General features: G+C 58.2%; 12 protein-coding genes. 9 read left to right on the plus strand and 3 right to left on the minus strand.

Annotated elements, in window-relative coordinates; genetic code table 11:
• The 9 genes from ACIOVB_RS14845 to ACIOVB_RS14885 all read left to right on the plus strand — a co-directional run.
• On the plus strand, positions 1–1,269 hold a 1,269-nt coding region (locus ACIOVB_RS14845; protein ID WP_401268831.1), incomplete at its 5' end, for an ABC transporter substrate-binding protein.
• 302 nt (positions 1,270–1,571) lie between these two features.
• Positions 1,572–3,170: an ABC transporter substrate-binding protein gene (locus ACIOVB_RS14850; protein ID WP_401268833.1), complete on the plus strand. Its 1,599-nt coding sequence runs from the start codon at positions 1,572–1,574 to the stop codon at positions 3,168–3,170.
• Between the two features lie 176 nt (positions 3,171–3,346).
• A complete protein-coding gene (locus ACIOVB_RS14855; protein ID WP_401268836.1) occupies positions 3,347–4,768 on the plus strand; it encodes an OprD family porin in 1,422 nt (473 codons plus the stop codon).
• Positions 4,769–4,846: 78 nt separating this feature from the next.
• On the plus strand, positions 4,847–6,442 hold the full coding sequence (locus ACIOVB_RS14860; protein ID WP_401268838.1) for an ABC transporter substrate-binding protein: 1,596 nt from the start codon (positions 4,847–4,849) through the stop codon (positions 6,440–6,442).
• 73 nt (positions 6,443–6,515) lie between these two features.
• Positions 6,516–7,526, plus strand: coding sequence for an ABC transporter permease subunit (locus tag ACIOVB_RS14865; RefSeq protein WP_008085273.1), 1,011 nt, complete (start codon positions 6,516–6,518; stop codon positions 7,524–7,526).
• A gap of 10 nt (positions 7,527–7,536) precedes the next feature.
• A complete protein-coding gene (locus ACIOVB_RS14870; protein WP_187676745.1) occupies positions 7,537–8,448 on the plus strand; it encodes an ABC transporter permease subunit in 912 nt (303 codons plus the stop codon).
• A 10-nt stretch (positions 8,449–8,458) separates the two neighbouring features.
• Positions 8,459–9,427 (plus strand): ABC transporter ATP-binding protein, encoded by a 969-nt coding sequence (locus ACIOVB_RS14875; protein ID WP_187676744.1) that lies wholly within the window; start codon positions 8,459–8,461, stop codon positions 9,425–9,427.
• Complete coding sequence (locus ACIOVB_RS14880; protein WP_053117064.1) at positions 9,427–10,407, plus strand: peptide ABC transporter ATP-binding protein; 981 nt, start codon at positions 9,427–9,429, stop codon at positions 10,405–10,407. Before ACIOVB_RS14875 ends, ACIOVB_RS14880 begins: the two co-directional genes overlap by 1 nt.
• A 269-nt stretch (positions 10,408–10,676) precedes the next feature.
• Positions 10,677–11,108 (plus strand): DUF2087 domain-containing protein, encoded by a 432-nt coding sequence (locus tag ACIOVB_RS14885; protein WP_401268842.1) that lies wholly within the window; start codon positions 10,677–10,679, stop codon positions 11,106–11,108.
• Between the two features lie 77 nt (positions 11,109–11,185).
• Here ACIOVB_RS14885 and sbnB read toward each other — a convergent pair whose 3' ends face one another.
• The 3 genes from sbnB to ACIOVB_RS14900 are packed head-to-tail and all read right to left on the minus strand — an operon-like array spanning position 11,186 to position 15,292.
• Positions 11,186–12,214 (minus strand): 2,3-diaminopropionate biosynthesis protein SbnB, encoded by a 1,029-nt coding sequence (gene sbnB, locus ACIOVB_RS14890; protein ID WP_401268845.1) that lies wholly within the window; start codon positions 12,212–12,214, stop codon positions 11,186–11,188.
• 24 nt (positions 12,215–12,238) lie between these two features.
• Positions 12,239–13,525: a condensation domain-containing protein gene (locus ACIOVB_RS14895; protein ID WP_401268848.1), complete on the minus strand. Its 1,287-nt coding sequence runs from the start codon at positions 13,523–13,525 to the stop codon at positions 12,239–12,241.
• 3 nt (positions 13,526–13,528) lie between these two features.
• On the minus strand, positions 13,529–15,292 hold the full coding sequence (locus tag ACIOVB_RS14900; protein ID WP_401268851.1) for an amino acid adenylation domain-containing protein: 1,764 nt from the start codon (positions 15,290–15,292) through the stop codon (positions 13,529–13,531).
• Positions 15,293–15,330: the final 38 nt, after the last annotated feature.

A 15,330-nucleotide genomic window follows, 5' to 3' on the forward strand; every position in this document is an offset into this window, starting at 1 on the left:
AATCGCATGATTAACAAGGATGACCCGTTCCGTAAGGCGTACCCGACCGAATTCCCGTACTTCACCGACATGGGGATGGATACCAACATCACCAAGATCGATAAAGTCGACGACCACACCGTCAAGTTCACCCTTAAAGAAGTTGATGCTGCGTTCATCCAGAACATGGCCATGAGCTTCGCTTCGGTTCAGTCCGCCGAGTACGCTGCCCAACTGCTCAAGGAAGGCAAGCCTGCCGACATCAACCAGAAGCCGATCGGCACTGGTCCTTTCGTGTTCAAGAGCTACCAGAAAGACTCCAACATCCGCTACACCGGGAACAAGGACTACTGGAAGCCTGAAGACGTGAAGATCGACAACCTGATCTTCGCTATCACCACCGACCCGTCGGTACGCATTCAGAAGCTGAAAAAGAACGAGTGCCAGGTCACCCTGTTCCCGCGTCCAGCCGACCTGAAAGCGCTGAAAGAAGACAAGTCGCTGAAGATGCCTGACCAGGCTGGTTTCAACCTGGGCTACATCGCCTACAACGTGATGGACAAGGTCAAGGGCAGCAACGAAGCGAACCCGCTGGCCGACCTGCGCGTGCGTCAGGCGCTGGACATGGCTGTCAACAAGCCTCAGATCATCGATTCGGTTTACCAGGGCGCTGGCCAATTGGCCGTCAACGCCATGCCGCCGACCCAGTGGTCTTACGACACCACCATCAAAGATGCCAAGTACGACCCTGAGAAAGCCAAGCAGCTGCTCAAGGAAGCCGGCGTCAAGGAAGGTACCGAGATCGTTCTGTGGGCGATGCCGGTGCAGCGTCCGTACAACCCGAACGCCAAGCTGATGGCTGAAATGCTCCAGTCCGACTGGGCCAAGATCGGCTTGAAAGTGAAGATCACCAGCTACGAATGGGGCGAGTACATCAAGCGCTCCAAAGGTGGCGAGAACCAGGCCATGATCATTGGCTGGAGCGGTGACAATGGTGATCCGGACAACTGGCTCAACGTTCTGTTTGGCTGCGATTCGCTGAGCGGCAACAACTTCTCCAAATGGTGCGACAAGAAGTTCGACGGCCTCGTCAAAGAAGCCAAGCGCACCACCGACCAGGGCAAGCGCACCGAACTGTACAAACAGGCGCAACACGTCCTCAAAGATGCTGTTCCAATGACACCTATCGCTCACTCGACGGTGTATCAACCCATGCGCGCCAACGTGCAGGACTTCAAGATCAGCCCATTTGGCTTGAACTCCTTCTACGGCGTCAGCGTCAGCAAATAAAAAGACACAGCGGCGACGTTTCCAGCGTCGCCGCTGTTTTTTTCTGCCGATTGTCTAGGAATTTGCCTACATCCGTTTCCGCCCTGCCTTAACAGAGTGGTACAGGATGTGTTGCCTTTTCCTACGAGTCTTTAGGACTCAACGCATTTACTGCCAGATCCACGGCCCCTACCGTCGGGTTCTGACCAGTGGCTGTGTGGGCTAACGGTTTTGCTGTCCGTACTGGTTTGAGCTTGATGCAGCCACAACATCCCCGGACGGGATCGCGGCGCATCGAACAACACTAAAAAAGAGGGAGCGTCATGCGCCATACCTTGGTTTTTTCCGCATTGCTGGGTGCCGGTCTGTTGACCGTCTCGTCAGCCAGTTTCGCCGCACCCAAAAGCCTGGTTTTCTGCTCCGAAGGCAGCCCGGCGGGTTTTGATACCGCGCAATACACGACGGCCACCGATAACGATGCCGCCGAGCCGCTGTACAACCGTTTGGTCGAGTTCGAAAAAGGCGCGACCAATGTCGTCCCTGGCCTGGCGACCAAGTGGGATATTTCCGAGGATGGTCTCAAGTACACCTTTCACCTACGTGAAGGTGTGAAATTTCATACAACGCCGTACTTCAAGCCGACCCGCGATTTAAACGCCGACGACGTGCTGTTTACGTTCAATCGCATGCTTGATGCACAGCAGCCTTTCCGTAAGGCTTATCCGACCGAATTCCCGTATTTCAACGGGATGAGCCTGAACAAGAACATCGCCAAGGTCGAAAAGACCGGGCCGCTGACCGTAGAGTTCACGCTCAACAGCGTCGACGCCGCGTTCATCCAGAACATCGCCATGAGCTTCGCCGCCATTCTGTCTGCCGAATACGCCGACAAACTGCTGGCCGAAGGCAAGCCGAGCGACATCAACCAGAAGCCGATCGGCACTGGGCCGTTCGTGTTCAAGAGCTACCAAAAAGACTCGAACATCCGTTACACAGCTAATAAACATTACTGGGATCCGAGCCGGGTAAAACTCGACAACCTGATCTTCGCGATCAACACCGACGCTTCGGTGCGCGTGCAGAAGCTCAAGGCTGGTGAATGCCAGGTCACCCTGCATCCGCGCCCTGCCGATGTTGAAGCGCTGAAGACCGATCCAAAGCTGCAACTGATCTCCAAGCCCGGCTTCAACCTCGGCTACATCGCCTACAACGTTCGGCACAAACCGTTTGACCAGCTCGAAGTGCGTCAGGCGCTGGACATGGCGGTGAATAAACAGGGGATTCTCAACGCTGTTTATCAAGGCGCCGGCCAACTGGCCGTCAACGCCATGCCACCGACCCAGTGGTCTTACGACGACACGATCAAAGACGCAGCCTACAACCCGGAAAAAGCCAAAGAGCTGCTCAAGGCTGCCGGCGTCAAAGAAGGCACCGAGATCACCCTGTGGGCAATGCCGGTACAGCGTCCGTACAACCCGAACGCCAAACTGATGGCCGAAATGCTCCAGGCTGACTGGGCGAAAATCGGTCTGAAAGTGAAGATCGTCAGCTATGAATGGGGCGAGTACATCAAGCGCACCAAGAACGGCGAGCACGACATCAGCCTGATCGGCTGGACCGGTGACAACGGTGACCCGGACAACTGGCTCGGCACGCTTTACAGCTGCGACGCCATTGGCGGCAACAACTACTCCATGTGGTGCGATCCGGCTTACGACAAGCTGATCAAAGAGGCCAAGGTCGTCACCGACCGCGACCAGCGCACCACGCTCTATAAACAGGCCCAGCAGTTGCTCAAGCAGCAAGTGCCGATCACGCCTGTCGCCCACTCGACGGTCAACCAGCCGTTAAGCACCCGGGTCGAAGGGTTCAAGGTGAGCCCCTTCGGCCGCAACGTGTTCTCGGGTGTCAGTATCGATTAACCCAACCGATTAGCCGCAATACTGAGGGGGGCCGTCTATCCCCCTCACGCAAGCGCTTTGCCAAAATTCGCCAATCCGGCATTTTGCAAACGTTTGCGGTGTGTGAATAAGTTCTAAACCAATAACCGGCCAACCCAAAAAAGCCGGCATAAAAAGAAAGTAAAGGAGCTTCACCCATGAAACTGAGCAGCACCGCGATACTGGCCCTGGCCATCAGCAGCATCACCGCCACGGCATACGCAGAACCTGTAAGTCAGGAGTTCGTCCCTACCACATTGGCCGGCAGTAGCGCCCAAAGCGAGGCCAAGGGTTTTATCGATGGACAAAGCCTGGGCGGCACAACCCGTAACTGGTACGCCAACGAACTGAAGCGTCGTGATGACACCTTCAGCTACGTGAAGAACAGCGACAAGAACACTTCGCCATTGGTCAAGACACCGACCCAGCGTCGTATCAACTGGGTGCAAGGCACCATCGTCAACTACACCTCGGGCTTCACCCAAGGCACCGTTGGCGTCAGCACTGAAGTGGCGGCGTACAACGCCATCGTTCTGGACGGTGATCGCAAGAACATCGCTGGCGGCTCCAACCGTACCCTGGCGGACTCCGACGGCGACGCCGTAGACCAGTGGAGCAAACTGGGTCTGGCCAACGTCAAGTTCCGTGTGTCCAACACCACGCTGACCGCGGGCCGCCAGAACTTCAGCACGCCGATCGTCGACGTCATCGGTAACCGTCCGCTGCCTTCGAGCTTCGAAGGTATCAGCCTGCACAGCGAAGAACTCAACAACCTGTCGTTCGACCTGGCCGGCTTCGACCGCGTCTCGCCACGTACCGAACAGAGCCTGTCGAAATTCCGCTCCGAATACGGCGCCAACGGCGAAGAAACCGACAAGGTCTACACCGCTGGCGTGAACTACCAGCCGCTGAAGAGCCTGAAAACCAGCTTGTACGTCGCCAACGTCGAAGACTTCTGGAACCAGTACTACTTCGGCGGCACCCACGAACTGGGTGATAGCCAGGTGCTGAGCCTGACCACCGGTCTGAACTACTACAAGACCGTCGACGAAGGCAAAAAGTTGATGGGCAACATCGACAACGACACCTACTCGCTGTCGTTGGGTCTGACTCACCAGGCCCACAGCCTGACCTTCTCGTACCAGGAAGTTAACGGTAACGAGTACTTCGACTACCTGCACGAAACCAACGGCATCTATCTGGCCAACTCCCTGCTGTCGGACTTCAACGGCCCGAACGAGAAATCCTTCCAGATCGCCTACGGCATCAACATGGCCGAGTACGGCGTACCAGGCCTGAAGTTCAACATCTATCAGGCACGCGGCTGGGGCATCGACGGTACTCACTACCGCGGCACTGCCTACACCGATCCGGGAGCCAAGCGAGGCGACCTGAGCCTGATGGATGGTGAGACCCATTACGAATACGGCGTCGGGGCTTCCTACGCAGTACAAAGCGGTCCACTCAAGGCCACCGCCATTCGTGCGACATACACCACTCACCGCGCCAGCGAAAACCAGGCTGATGGCAACATCAACGAGTTCCGTCTCGTGACCACGATTCCATTCAACATCCTGTAAAAAACGCCAACCGACGGCTGACTCATGATGAGTCGGCCGTTCGGTTTTTTGTCTTCAACCGATTGCAGAGGGTTATCGATGAAAATGCTTCCCCTACGTGCGGCCGTCGCTGCCGCGTTGTTGAGCGCCGCCATCGGCGTCTCGGCCAAACCCTTGGTGGTCTGCACCGAAGCCAGTCCGGAAGGCTTCGACATGGTCCAGTACACAACTGCAGTCACGGGCGATGCGGTATCCGAAACCATCTTCAACCGTCTGGTGGGCTTCAAGCCCGGCACCACTGAAGTCATCCCGTCACTGGCCGACTCCTGGGAGATCAGCGATGACGGCCTGAGCTACACGTTTCACCTGCGCAAAGGTGTCAAGTTTCACACCACCGAATACTTCAAGCCGACCCGCGACCTGAACGCCGACGACGTGGTCTGGAGCTTCCAGCGTCAGCTGGACCCGAACCATCCGTGGCACAAGCAGTCGAGCGTGGGCTTCCCCTACTTTGAAAGCATGGGTTTCAAGGAACTGCTGAAAAACGTCGAGAAAGTCGACGACAACACGGTCAAATTTACCCTGACCCGCCGCGAAGCGCCGTTCCTGGCCGACATTGCCATGGCGTTCTCCTCGATCTACTCCGCCGAGTACGCCGACCAGTTGCTCAAGGCTGGCAAGCAAGCCGACCTGAACAACAAACCCGTCGGCACCGGCCCGTTCATCTTCCAGCGTTATGCCAAGGATGCCCAGGTACGCTTCAAGGCCAACCCGGAGTATTTCCGTGGCAAGCCACCGGCCGACGCGTTGATTCTGGCAATCGCCACCGACAACAACGTGCGCCTGCAAAAGCTCAAGGCCAACGAGTGCCAGATCGCGCTGTATCCGAAACCGGATGACATCCCGAGCATCAAGAAAGACAGCAATCTGAAGGTCGATGAACTGAACGCGATGACCGTTTCGTACATCGCCATGAACACCCAACACAAATACATGAGCGACGTGCGCGTGCGTAAGGCGATCGATATCGCCTTCGACAAAGCCGCTTACGTCAATGCACTGTTCGGCAAGGGCAACGCGACCGTCGCGGTCAACCCGTACCCGGACACCCTGCTCGGTTACAACAACGAACTGAAGAATCCGCCACGCGACCTCGACAAGGCTCGCGCCCTGCTCAAGGAAGCCGGGGTTCCAGAAGGCACCACGTTTACCCTGTTTACCCGCAACGGCGGTGGTCCGACCAACCCGAACCCGATGCTCGGCGCACAAATGATGCAGGCTGACCTGGCGAAAGTCGGGATCAAGATCGACATCCGTGTGATGGAATGGGGCGAGATGCTTAAACGCGCCAAGGCCGGCGAGCACGACATGGTCTCGGCCGGATGGGCGGGCGACAACGGCGACCCGGATAACTTCCTGACGCCTATGCTCAGTTGCGAAGCGGCCAAGAACGGCGAAAACTACGCGCGCTGGTGCAGCGAGAAGTTCCAGGCGCTGATCGACGAAGCACGAGCTAAAGTAGATCCGGCCGAACGCGCCAAGCTGTATGAACAAGCCCAGGTGATCTTTAACCAGGATCAACCATGGATCAGCATGGCCCACACGCGGATGTTTACTGCAATGCGCAACAACGTAGAGGGCTATCACATCAGCCCCCTGACAACTAATAACTTCGCCACTACCCAGGTGAAGTAGATAAGAAACTCCCGGCCTCCCTGACCCCAGGGAAGCCGGGCACGCCTAACCGGCTGATGAGGTACCACACAAGATGTTTAGTTTTATTGCCCGCCGACTGGGGTTGTTGATCCCCACGTTTTTCGGCATCACCTTGCTGACTTTCGCGTTGATTCGCATGATTCCGGGCGACCCCGTGGAAGTGATGATGGGCGAACGTCGGGTCGACCCCGAAATGCACGCTCAGGCAATGGAACGCCTAGGTCTGAACAAACCGTTGTATGCCCAGTATCTGGACTACATCGGCAAACTGGCCCACGGCGATCTCGGCGAATCCCTGCGTACCCGTGAGAGCGTATGGACCGAGTTCACCTCCCTTTTCCCGGCGACCCTGGAACTGTCCATGGCCGCCCTGCTGTTCGCCGGCATTCTGGGCCTCTTGGCCGGGGTGATCGCGGCACTCAAACGAGGATCCCTGTTCGACCACGGGGTGATGGGCATCTCCCTGGCGGGGTATTCGATGCCGATCTTCTGGTGGGGCCTGATCCTGATCATGTTCTTCTCGGTGAGCCTGGGCTGGACGCCGGTTTCCGGGCGGATCGACCTGCTCTACGACATCGAGCCACGCACCGGTTTCATGTTGATCGATACGCTGCTGGCCGATGACGTCGGCGCGTTCTTCGATGCGCTGCATCACCTGATTCTGCCGGCCATCGTGCTCGGCACCATTCCACTGGCAGTGATCGCGCGGATGACCCGTTCGTCGATGCTCGAAGTGCTGCGCGAAGACTACATCCGCACCGCCAAGGCCAAAGGCCTGTCGCCGTCGCGCGTAGTGTTCGTCCACGGTCTGCGCAACGCGCTGATTCCGGTACTGACCGTGGTCGGCCTGCAAGTCGGCACCCTGCTGGCCGGTGCAGTCCTGACCGAAACCATTTTCTCCTGGCCCGGCATCGGTAAATGGCTGATCGAAGCCATCGGTGCCCGGGACTACCCGGTTGTGCAAAACGGCATCCTGTTAATCGCCTGCCTGGTGATTCTGGTCAACTTCGTAGTGGACATCCTCTACGGCTTTGCCAACCCACGCATCCGTCATCAGCGCTGAGATCATGACCATGACCACTCCAACTCCAGCGGTAGCAGTCGATCAAAGCCTGCTGTATCCGTCCCCGTACAAAGAATTCTGGCAAGCCTTCTCCAAGAACAAAGGCGCGGTTGCCGGCCTGCTGTTCATGCTGCTGATCATCTTCTGCGCGCTGTTCGCGCCGTGGGTTGCGCCGCATAACCCGAGCGAGCAATACCGTGACTTCCTGCTGACGCCGCCGGCGTGGCTTGAAGGCGGGCAGATGCAGTTTTTGCTCGGTACCGATGAACTGGGTCGCGACCTGCTGTCGCGTCTGATCCAGGGTTCGCGCCTGTCGCTGCTGATCGGCTTGTCGTCGGTGGTGATGTCGCTGATCCCGGGGATTCTGCTTGGTCTGTTCGCCGGCTTCTTCCCGAAGATGATTGGCCCGACCATCATGCGTCTGATGGACATCATGCTGGCCCTGCCGTCCTTGCTGCTGGCTGTGGCGATCGTCGCCATCCTCGGCCCTGGACTGATCAACACCGTGATCGCTATCGCTGTGGTGTCCTTGCCGTCCTACGTACGTCTGACCCGTGCAGCCGTGATGGGCGAACTGAACCGCGACTACGTGACCGCCGCGCGCCTGGCCGGTGCCGGTCTGCCACGCCTGATGTTCATCACCGTGCTGCCGAACTGCATGGCGCCGCTGATCGTTCAGGCAACCTTGAGCTTCTCCTCGGCGATTCTCGATGCCGCCGCCCTGGGCTTCCTCGGCCTTGGCGTACAACCGCCAACCCCTGAGTGGGGCACCATGCTGGCCTCGGCCCGCGACTACATCGAACGCGCCTGGTGGGTGGTGAGCCTGCCCGGTTTGACCATTTTGCTCAGCGTGCTGGCAATCAACCTGATGGGCGACGGTCTGCGCGATGCGCTGGACCCGAAACTCAAGAACGCCGCCTGAGGAGATTCCAATGTCACTGTTAGAAATCAAGAATCTCAACGTTCGTTTCGGCGACAAGACGGCTACGCCCGTTGTTGATGGACTCGACCTGAAAGTCGACAAAGGCGAAGTGCTGGCCATCGTTGGCGAATCGGGTTCGGGTAAATCCGTGACCATGATGGCGCTGATGGGGCTGATTGAGCATCCCGGCATCGTGACCGCCGACTCGCTCAGCTTTGACGGCAAAGACATGCTCAAACTGAGCAATCGTCAACGTCGGCAAATCGTCGGCAAAGACTTGTCGATGGTGTTCCAGGATCCGATGACCGCGCTCAACCCGAGCTACACCGTCGGTTTCCAGATCGAAGAAGTGCTGCGCCTGCACCTGAAAATGTCCGGCAAGCAAGCGCGCAAACGTGCGATCGAACTGCTGGAAAAAGTTGAAATCCCAGGCGCCGCGAGCCGTATGGACGCCTACCCGCATCAACTTTCGGGCGGTATGAGCCAGCGTGTTGCAATCGCCATGGCGATTGCCGGAGAACCGAAACTGCTGATCGCGGATGAGCCGACCACGGCACTCGACGTGACGATTCAGGCACAGATCATGGATCTGCTGCTGGCGTTGCAGAAAGAACAGAACATGGGTCTGGTGCTGATCACCCACGACCTCGCCGTCGTGGCCGAAACCGCCCAGCGCGTGTGCGTGATGTACGCAGGGCAAGCCGTTGAAGTCGGTCAGGTGCCACAACTGTTCGACATCCCGGCGCACCCGTACAGCGAAGCGCTGCTCAAGGCGATTCCGGAACACAGCCAGGGCGCCGAGCGCCTGGCGACGCTGCCGGGCATCGTCCCGGGCCGTTACGACCGTCCGCAGGGTTGCCTGCTGTCGCCACGCTGCCCGTACGTGCAAGACAGCTGCCGCACGCAGCGTCCGACCCTTGATCCGAAAAGCAACAGCCTCGCCCGCTGCTTCTACCCGCTGAACCAGGAGGTGGCGTAATGGCCGTCGTACTTACCGCCCGCGACCTGACCCGTCACTACGAAGTCTCCCGTGGCCTGTTCAAGGGCCACGCGACCGTGCGCGCCCTCAACGGTGTGTCGTTCGAACTGGAGGCCGGCAAGACCCTCGCGGTTGTCGGCGAGTCGGGCTGCGGCAAATCCACCCTCGCCCGCGCCCTGACCCTGATTGAAGAACCGTCGTCCGGTTCCTTGAAAATCGCCGGCCAGGAAGTGGCCGGCGCCGACAAGGCCCAGCGCAAGCAACTGCGCAAAGACGTGCAGATGGTGTTCCAGAGCCCGTACGCGTCGTTGAACCCACGGCAGAAAGTCGGTGACCAACTCGGTGAGCCGCTGCTGATCAACACCAACCTGTCCGCCGCCGAACGTCGCGAAAAAGTCCAGGCGATGATGAAGCAGGTCGGCTTGCGTCCCGAGCACTACCAGCGTTATCCGCACATGTTCTCCGGCGGTCAGCGCCAGCGGATCGCCCTCGCTCGCGCGATGATGCTGCAACCGAAAGTGCTGGTGGCGGACGAGCCGACTTCGGCGCTGGACGTGTCGATTCAGGCGCAGGTGCTGAACCTGTTCATGGATCTGCAGCAGGAGTTCAACACCGCCTACGTGTTCATCTCGCACAACCTGGCGGTAGTGCAACACGTGGCCGATGACGTGATGGTGATGTACCTCGGTCGCCCGGTGGAAATGGGCCCGAAAAACGACATCTACGAACGCCCTCTGCACCCGTACACCCAGGCGTTGCTGTCGGCGACCCCGACCATTCACCCGGACCCGAACAAGCCGAAAATCAAAATCGTCGGCGAATTGCCCAACCCGCTGAACCCGCCGCCGGGCTGTGCGTTCCACAAGCGCTGCCCGTATGCCACCGAGCGTTGCAGCACTGAAGAGCCGGCCCTGCGCCCTCTCGACAACCGCCAAGTGGCTTGCCACTACGCGGAGCAATTCCTCGACGGCGCGGCGTAAGCAAAACCGGCGAACGGCACAAAACCTGTCGGAGCTGTTGAGTGAAACGAGACTGCGATCTTCTGATTTTTACAATCAAGATCAAAAGATCGCAGCGTACCGCAGCTCCTGCAGGGATCGTGTTGCGTTCGGACATTACGCGTTAACCCAACCCTTTCCACACCGATTGCGCATCAGTCGAGGTAGAAGGGGTTTGCTTTTTCGACCCGGCGTTCGAACCACGCCATCACGATACGCTTCGTGAACCTGCACACTTGAGGAGCAAGACTTTGGACAAGGAACTTCCAACCGATTTTGATCAATACGTTGAGATGTTGACGCGTTTGAGCAAGAAAAACGGCTTGACCCTGGGCCGGCTCAACCGTGAAGAACTCGCCGTCATCCTGCTTTACGTCAGTACTGCGCTGACGCCTGGCAAAAGCTATAGCGAGCGAGAAGCGACTACCGCGCTGGATCATTGGCGAGCACAGTTCGCGCCGATGCTGCGCAGTGATGTCGTCGAGTTGCGGCGGACCTTGATCGACGCTCGCTACTGGACTCGAGATCCCGACGGTCGCGGCTATGAACTGGAGCCGACATTGGCAGCCGATGCGCTGTTCAACCGACTTGTCGAGGAGCGTATTGAGTTCCGTATTGCCGAAACCCTGCAGTTGGCTGCTCGCGAGCGCGAAGAACGCAAGAAAGCAGCTCTGCAAAGCTGAGCGGATCTGAACTGGATTGAGGAAGCCTGCTGATGCAGGCTTTTTCGATAGAGGCTCGCAGGCTTGCGAATCAATGCTCAGCCGTTGGAAGCCCAACGCCGGGGGTCAGGAATGAAATCCTCGATGCGAGTACAGCCCCCCGTTTGCAGGCATTTTTCAACGAACAGCTTGCCGACCACAAGATCCAGAACCCCCAATCCAAACGGCGAGAAAATCAGCGGCCGGGTACGGTCGATCCGTTGCGGGTGGGTCAGGACGCTGGCGAGCGTGCCATTTACAAACGAACGATCACCATACTTCTGCTCAGCGAGGTGGGGCGATGTATTGGCTTTCATGCAGTGCTCGACGTCGTCGAACATGTTGAAAGAGCGCCAGATAATGTCAGGGCAGATATCACGCAGCGAGACATTCAGAATGACTTGCCCCGGCGCAAAGACATCGTCTCCCGACACATACGGCTCACCGGCATTGGTGGCGAAAACGACGATATCCGCCGAACGAATGGCCGTCTTCACATCGTCGACCAACAGCACGTCCGGGCAGCCTTCAACCTGTACATGACGACGCAGTTCATTGGCTGAGCCCGGGTCCAGATCGCACACGGTGATCTGCTCGAACGCCCAGCCGTCAGCCTTGAAGAAATCGAAGATTGCCCGCGAAATGACACCCGCCCCCACAAACGTGATTTTCACTGGTGCCCGGGGATCCACCGACAACGTTCTGGCAGCGACAACCGCAGACGCCGCCGTTCGTGCCGCACTGATTTGCGAGGCCTCCAGGCACGCGACCGGATAGCCCGTTTCGTAATCATTCAACAGCAGCACAGCGGAAGCTCGCTGCAGGTTGCGCTCGATGTTTTTGGGATAACTGGCGATCCACTTGATGCCTGAAATCGGTGAGTCGTTTGAAATGGCGGCGGGCAAGGCAATGATCCGATCTGACTGACGTTCGGGAAACCTCAGGAAGTAGCTGTCGGGATTATTGGTCAGCCCGGCATCGTGCTGCAGGTAGGTTGTTTCAACCAACCGGATAATTTCCCTGCGCAACGCGGGCATCAATGCGGCAATTTGCGCGCCGGAAACAATGGTCAACGGATGAGATGACATTCTACGAACCTTCCATGGAGATATTTATTGAACAGCGGCGTGGCTTGACGCCTCGGGATCACGGCTGGGTTGCACCTCACTCAGGCGACTGAACCGCTCAAGCGTTTCGATCAGCAGATGCTTGAGCATCGCCATGTCTCCTGCACTGATCCGATCGGCCTGATACTGCAGCTTGATAAACGAGTGCTCACTGGAGACCGGTACCCACAAGAACAGCGGCCAGGGTTGGTAGTCCGGCAACTGGACTTGCGATACCGTGACGTTTTCCAGATTCCAGCTTTCGAACGGGCTTTCCGCGCCGATGTGAATGGGCAGACTCTCCGTGATCCCACCTACGGTCATCATGTCGCCGATGGACAGACTGACGTTTTCGAAGGTTTCGTAGAGAGCGTCCGCCACACTCAGGATCTGCGCCTGCAGCACCAACGCCGAGTCGACACGTATCCGCAACGGAATCCGTGCAGACAAATACGACACGACCGTTTGTGTGCCCTCTTCCCATCGTGGCGTCACATTGGTCTGGATCAGCAAATCATCCAAAGAACAAAACCGGGCCAGCGCGATGGAGGCGGCGGCGGTATAAACCACAAAAGGCGTGACATCCAGCGCGTTGCAAAGCTGATTGAGGGCCTCGTGGGTTTCCCTGGACGGTGTGATCACATCGAATATCGATTTTGCCTGTGCACTCTCTGCGACGCTCAAGTCAGGAATGCGCGGTATTTTTGCGTCCCTCAGGTAGTCTCGCCAGAACTGCACCTGGCGTTGGCGTTCTTCGGGTTTCAACGGTGCGACGAGGATTTCATGATCGAAGCTCAAGGTTGGCAGCAGCGGTTCTGCGACGCCGTGCAGCGCCCGGTTGTAGGCATTCCCCAGGTCATCCAGGATCACCTCCAGAGACCATGAGTCGACCACAATGTGATGGATGATCAGGGCGAGCAGGTATCGCTCGTGATCGACCGGATTCAAATAGGCCCTGAACGGTATGTCGGTTTTCAGATCGAGCGGGATCTGACACAGCGCTTCGATGTTTGCATCCAGTCGGGACATCTCGAACGATTCGCTGCCGACCCGCAGAACATCCTGCACCGCCGCCTGAGGAAAGCGTCGAACCCCCTCAGCGGTTTCGCGAAACAACGAATTCAGTTGTTCGTGACGATTGACCACGGCATCGACCGCGCGGCTGAACGCAGAAACGTCCAATTCACCCTCAAGGACGAAGCCGATGCTCACGCAAGCTGTCTGCGGGAGATCGTAGGCGTTCGACGCGTTCCAGTAATATTGTTGGTAGGGATTGAGTCCTTTGCCCGCCATCTTTCAAGCCTCGATCAAACATGCCATTTGCGACAAGGTCGGCGCACCGAACACACGCTTCAGCGGAATCTGAATTCCGCTGCGCTTCATCAACGCCACCAGCCGCATGGCCAACAGAGAATTCCCCCCGAGGGCAAAAAAATTGGCGTCGCGGTCTTCAACCGGCTGACCGAGAATCTGTGCCCAGATCAACGCCAGGGTTTGCTCATGGGGAGTCAGCGCGCCCCCGCAGGCAGCGCTTTGCGGCACGGCTTGCAATTGAGCGATCAACGCTGCCCTATCGATCTTGCCGGCCGGATTTCGCGGCAGTTCTTCCAATACAAGGATGGCTGCAGGCATAAAGTAATTGGGCAAGTCACGGGCAATCCGGTCTCGCAGGGTGGACTCCAGCGCAACGGCTTCAGTGCCGGTCGAAGGCACGACAAACAGCGCAATTCTCACCCCCGACAAGCCGGCGTCGATACTGCAGGCGTGGCAGCTTTGGACTAGCCCGGAACCCCTGACGCAGGCTTCGATTTCGGCCAGCTCGACCCGATTGCCGTTTATCTTAAGCAGATCATCCTTGCGACCTTCGAAGAGAATGTCGCCATCGGCATTACGCCTGGCAAAATCGCCCGTGCGGAAAAAGCGCTCCGGCGCAAGGGCGGCGCCCTCGACGAAACGTGCCGCCGTCAGGTCTGCCAGTCCCAGGTAACCGCTCGCGACGCTCACGCCGCCAATGTAGATTTCACCCACCTCGCCAATGCCGGCCTCTTCCATCTGTTCGTTGAGGACATGCACGGTGACATTGGCAAACGCCTGACCGATATTGGCGGGCGATGTGTCGGCACGACATAACTTGACGGTTGTCGCGACCGTTGCCTCGGAAGGGCCGTAGGCGTTGAGCAACCGGGTTTTTCCGGCCCAGTTGGCAATCACGTCCTGGCTGCATCGCTCGCCTGCGACCACCAGCGTGGACACGCTGACGGGTAGATCGGTCGGTAGCAGCGACACCAGGGAAGGAGGCAGGGTGACGACGTCGATATGACGATGGCACAACAGGTTCTGCAGACCGTCGAAATCCCGCAGTTCGTGATCCGCAACGGCCACCAGGCACCCACCGGCAAACAGTGTCATCGCCACTTCAGCAATGATCGCATCAAAGCAGACCGGAGAAAACATCAGTACCCGGCTTCCCCGGGCGATGCCATAGGTCAGTGCATGGCGGGCCAGATTCGCGATGCCGCGGTGCGGTACCAGAACCCCTTTGGGTTGCCCGGTAGAGCCGGAAGTAAAAATGATATAGGCAAGCGCATGGGGAGATATCGCTGGAGCAGAGAAATGCGACGTTGCCGCGGATTGCAGAACCTCGCCAAGCGTAATGGCCTCCACACCCGCGAGCGCAGCGTTCGAAGTCAGGGCGGTGGCGTCCGATAACAGCACCCGGACAGGTCGAGCCATTTCAAACTGGGCAGACAACCGGGCGCAGGCAGCGTCGTGTTCAAACAGGAAGAAGGCCGCGCCGCTTTTCATGACACCGAGCATCGCGACCAGCAAGTCTCTGCCCCGTGGACAGCCCACAGCAACCATTGCCCCCACAGCGACGCCCTGTTCAATCAGGTACGCCGCCACCCGATCGCTTTGCGTATCAATGTCCGTATAGCTGTAGAGGTAACCGCCGCAATCTATCGCCGGGCTATTGCCCAACGCTTGAACGGACTGTCGCCAGAGATCGAGAAAAACCTGCGTCTCGGTAACACCCTCGGGCGGAAAAAGAAGTTCTGACAAGATAGGATCCTTCCAATCAAAGAGAAGAGCGTCGGGCA

Source organism: Pseudomonas sp. NPDC087639 (genome assembly GCF_044743385.1).
Classification (GTDB): Bacteria; Pseudomonadota; Gammaproteobacteria; order Pseudomonadales; family Pseudomonadaceae; genus Aquipseudomonas.

Coding starts and splice junctions, on each gene's coding strand:
- ACIOVB_RS14850 (WP_401268833.1), top strand. CDS start 1,572: ATGCGCCATACCTTGGTTTTTTCCGCATTGCTGGGTGCCGGTCTGTTG.
- ACIOVB_RS14865 (WP_008085273.1), top strand. CDS start 6,516: ATGTTTAGTTTTATTGCCCGCCGACTGGGGTTGTTGATCCCCACGTTT.
- ACIOVB_RS14880 (WP_053117064.1), top strand. CDS start 9,427: ATGGCCGTCGTACTTACCGCCCGCGACCTGACCCGTCACTACGAAGTC.
- ACIOVB_RS14895 (WP_401268848.1), bottom strand. CDS start 13,525: ATGGCGGGCAAAGGACTCAATCCCTACCAACAATATTACTGGAACGCG.
- ACIOVB_RS14875 (WP_187676744.1), top strand. CDS start 8,459: ATGTCACTGTTAGAAATCAAGAATCTCAACGTTCGTTTCGGCGACAAG.
- ACIOVB_RS14855 (WP_401268836.1), top strand. CDS start 3,347: ATGAAACTGAGCAGCACCGCGATACTGGCCCTGGCCATCAGCAGCATC.
- ACIOVB_RS14870 (WP_187676745.1), top strand. CDS start 7,537: ATGACCACTCCAACTCCAGCGGTAGCAGTCGATCAAAGCCTGCTGTAT.
- ACIOVB_RS14860 (WP_401268838.1), top strand. CDS start 4,847: ATGAAAATGCTTCCCCTACGTGCGGCCGTCGCTGCCGCGTTGTTGAGC.
- sbnB (WP_401268845.1), bottom strand. CDS start 12,214: ATGTCATCTCATCCGTTGACCATTGTTTCCGGCGCGCAAATTGCCGCA.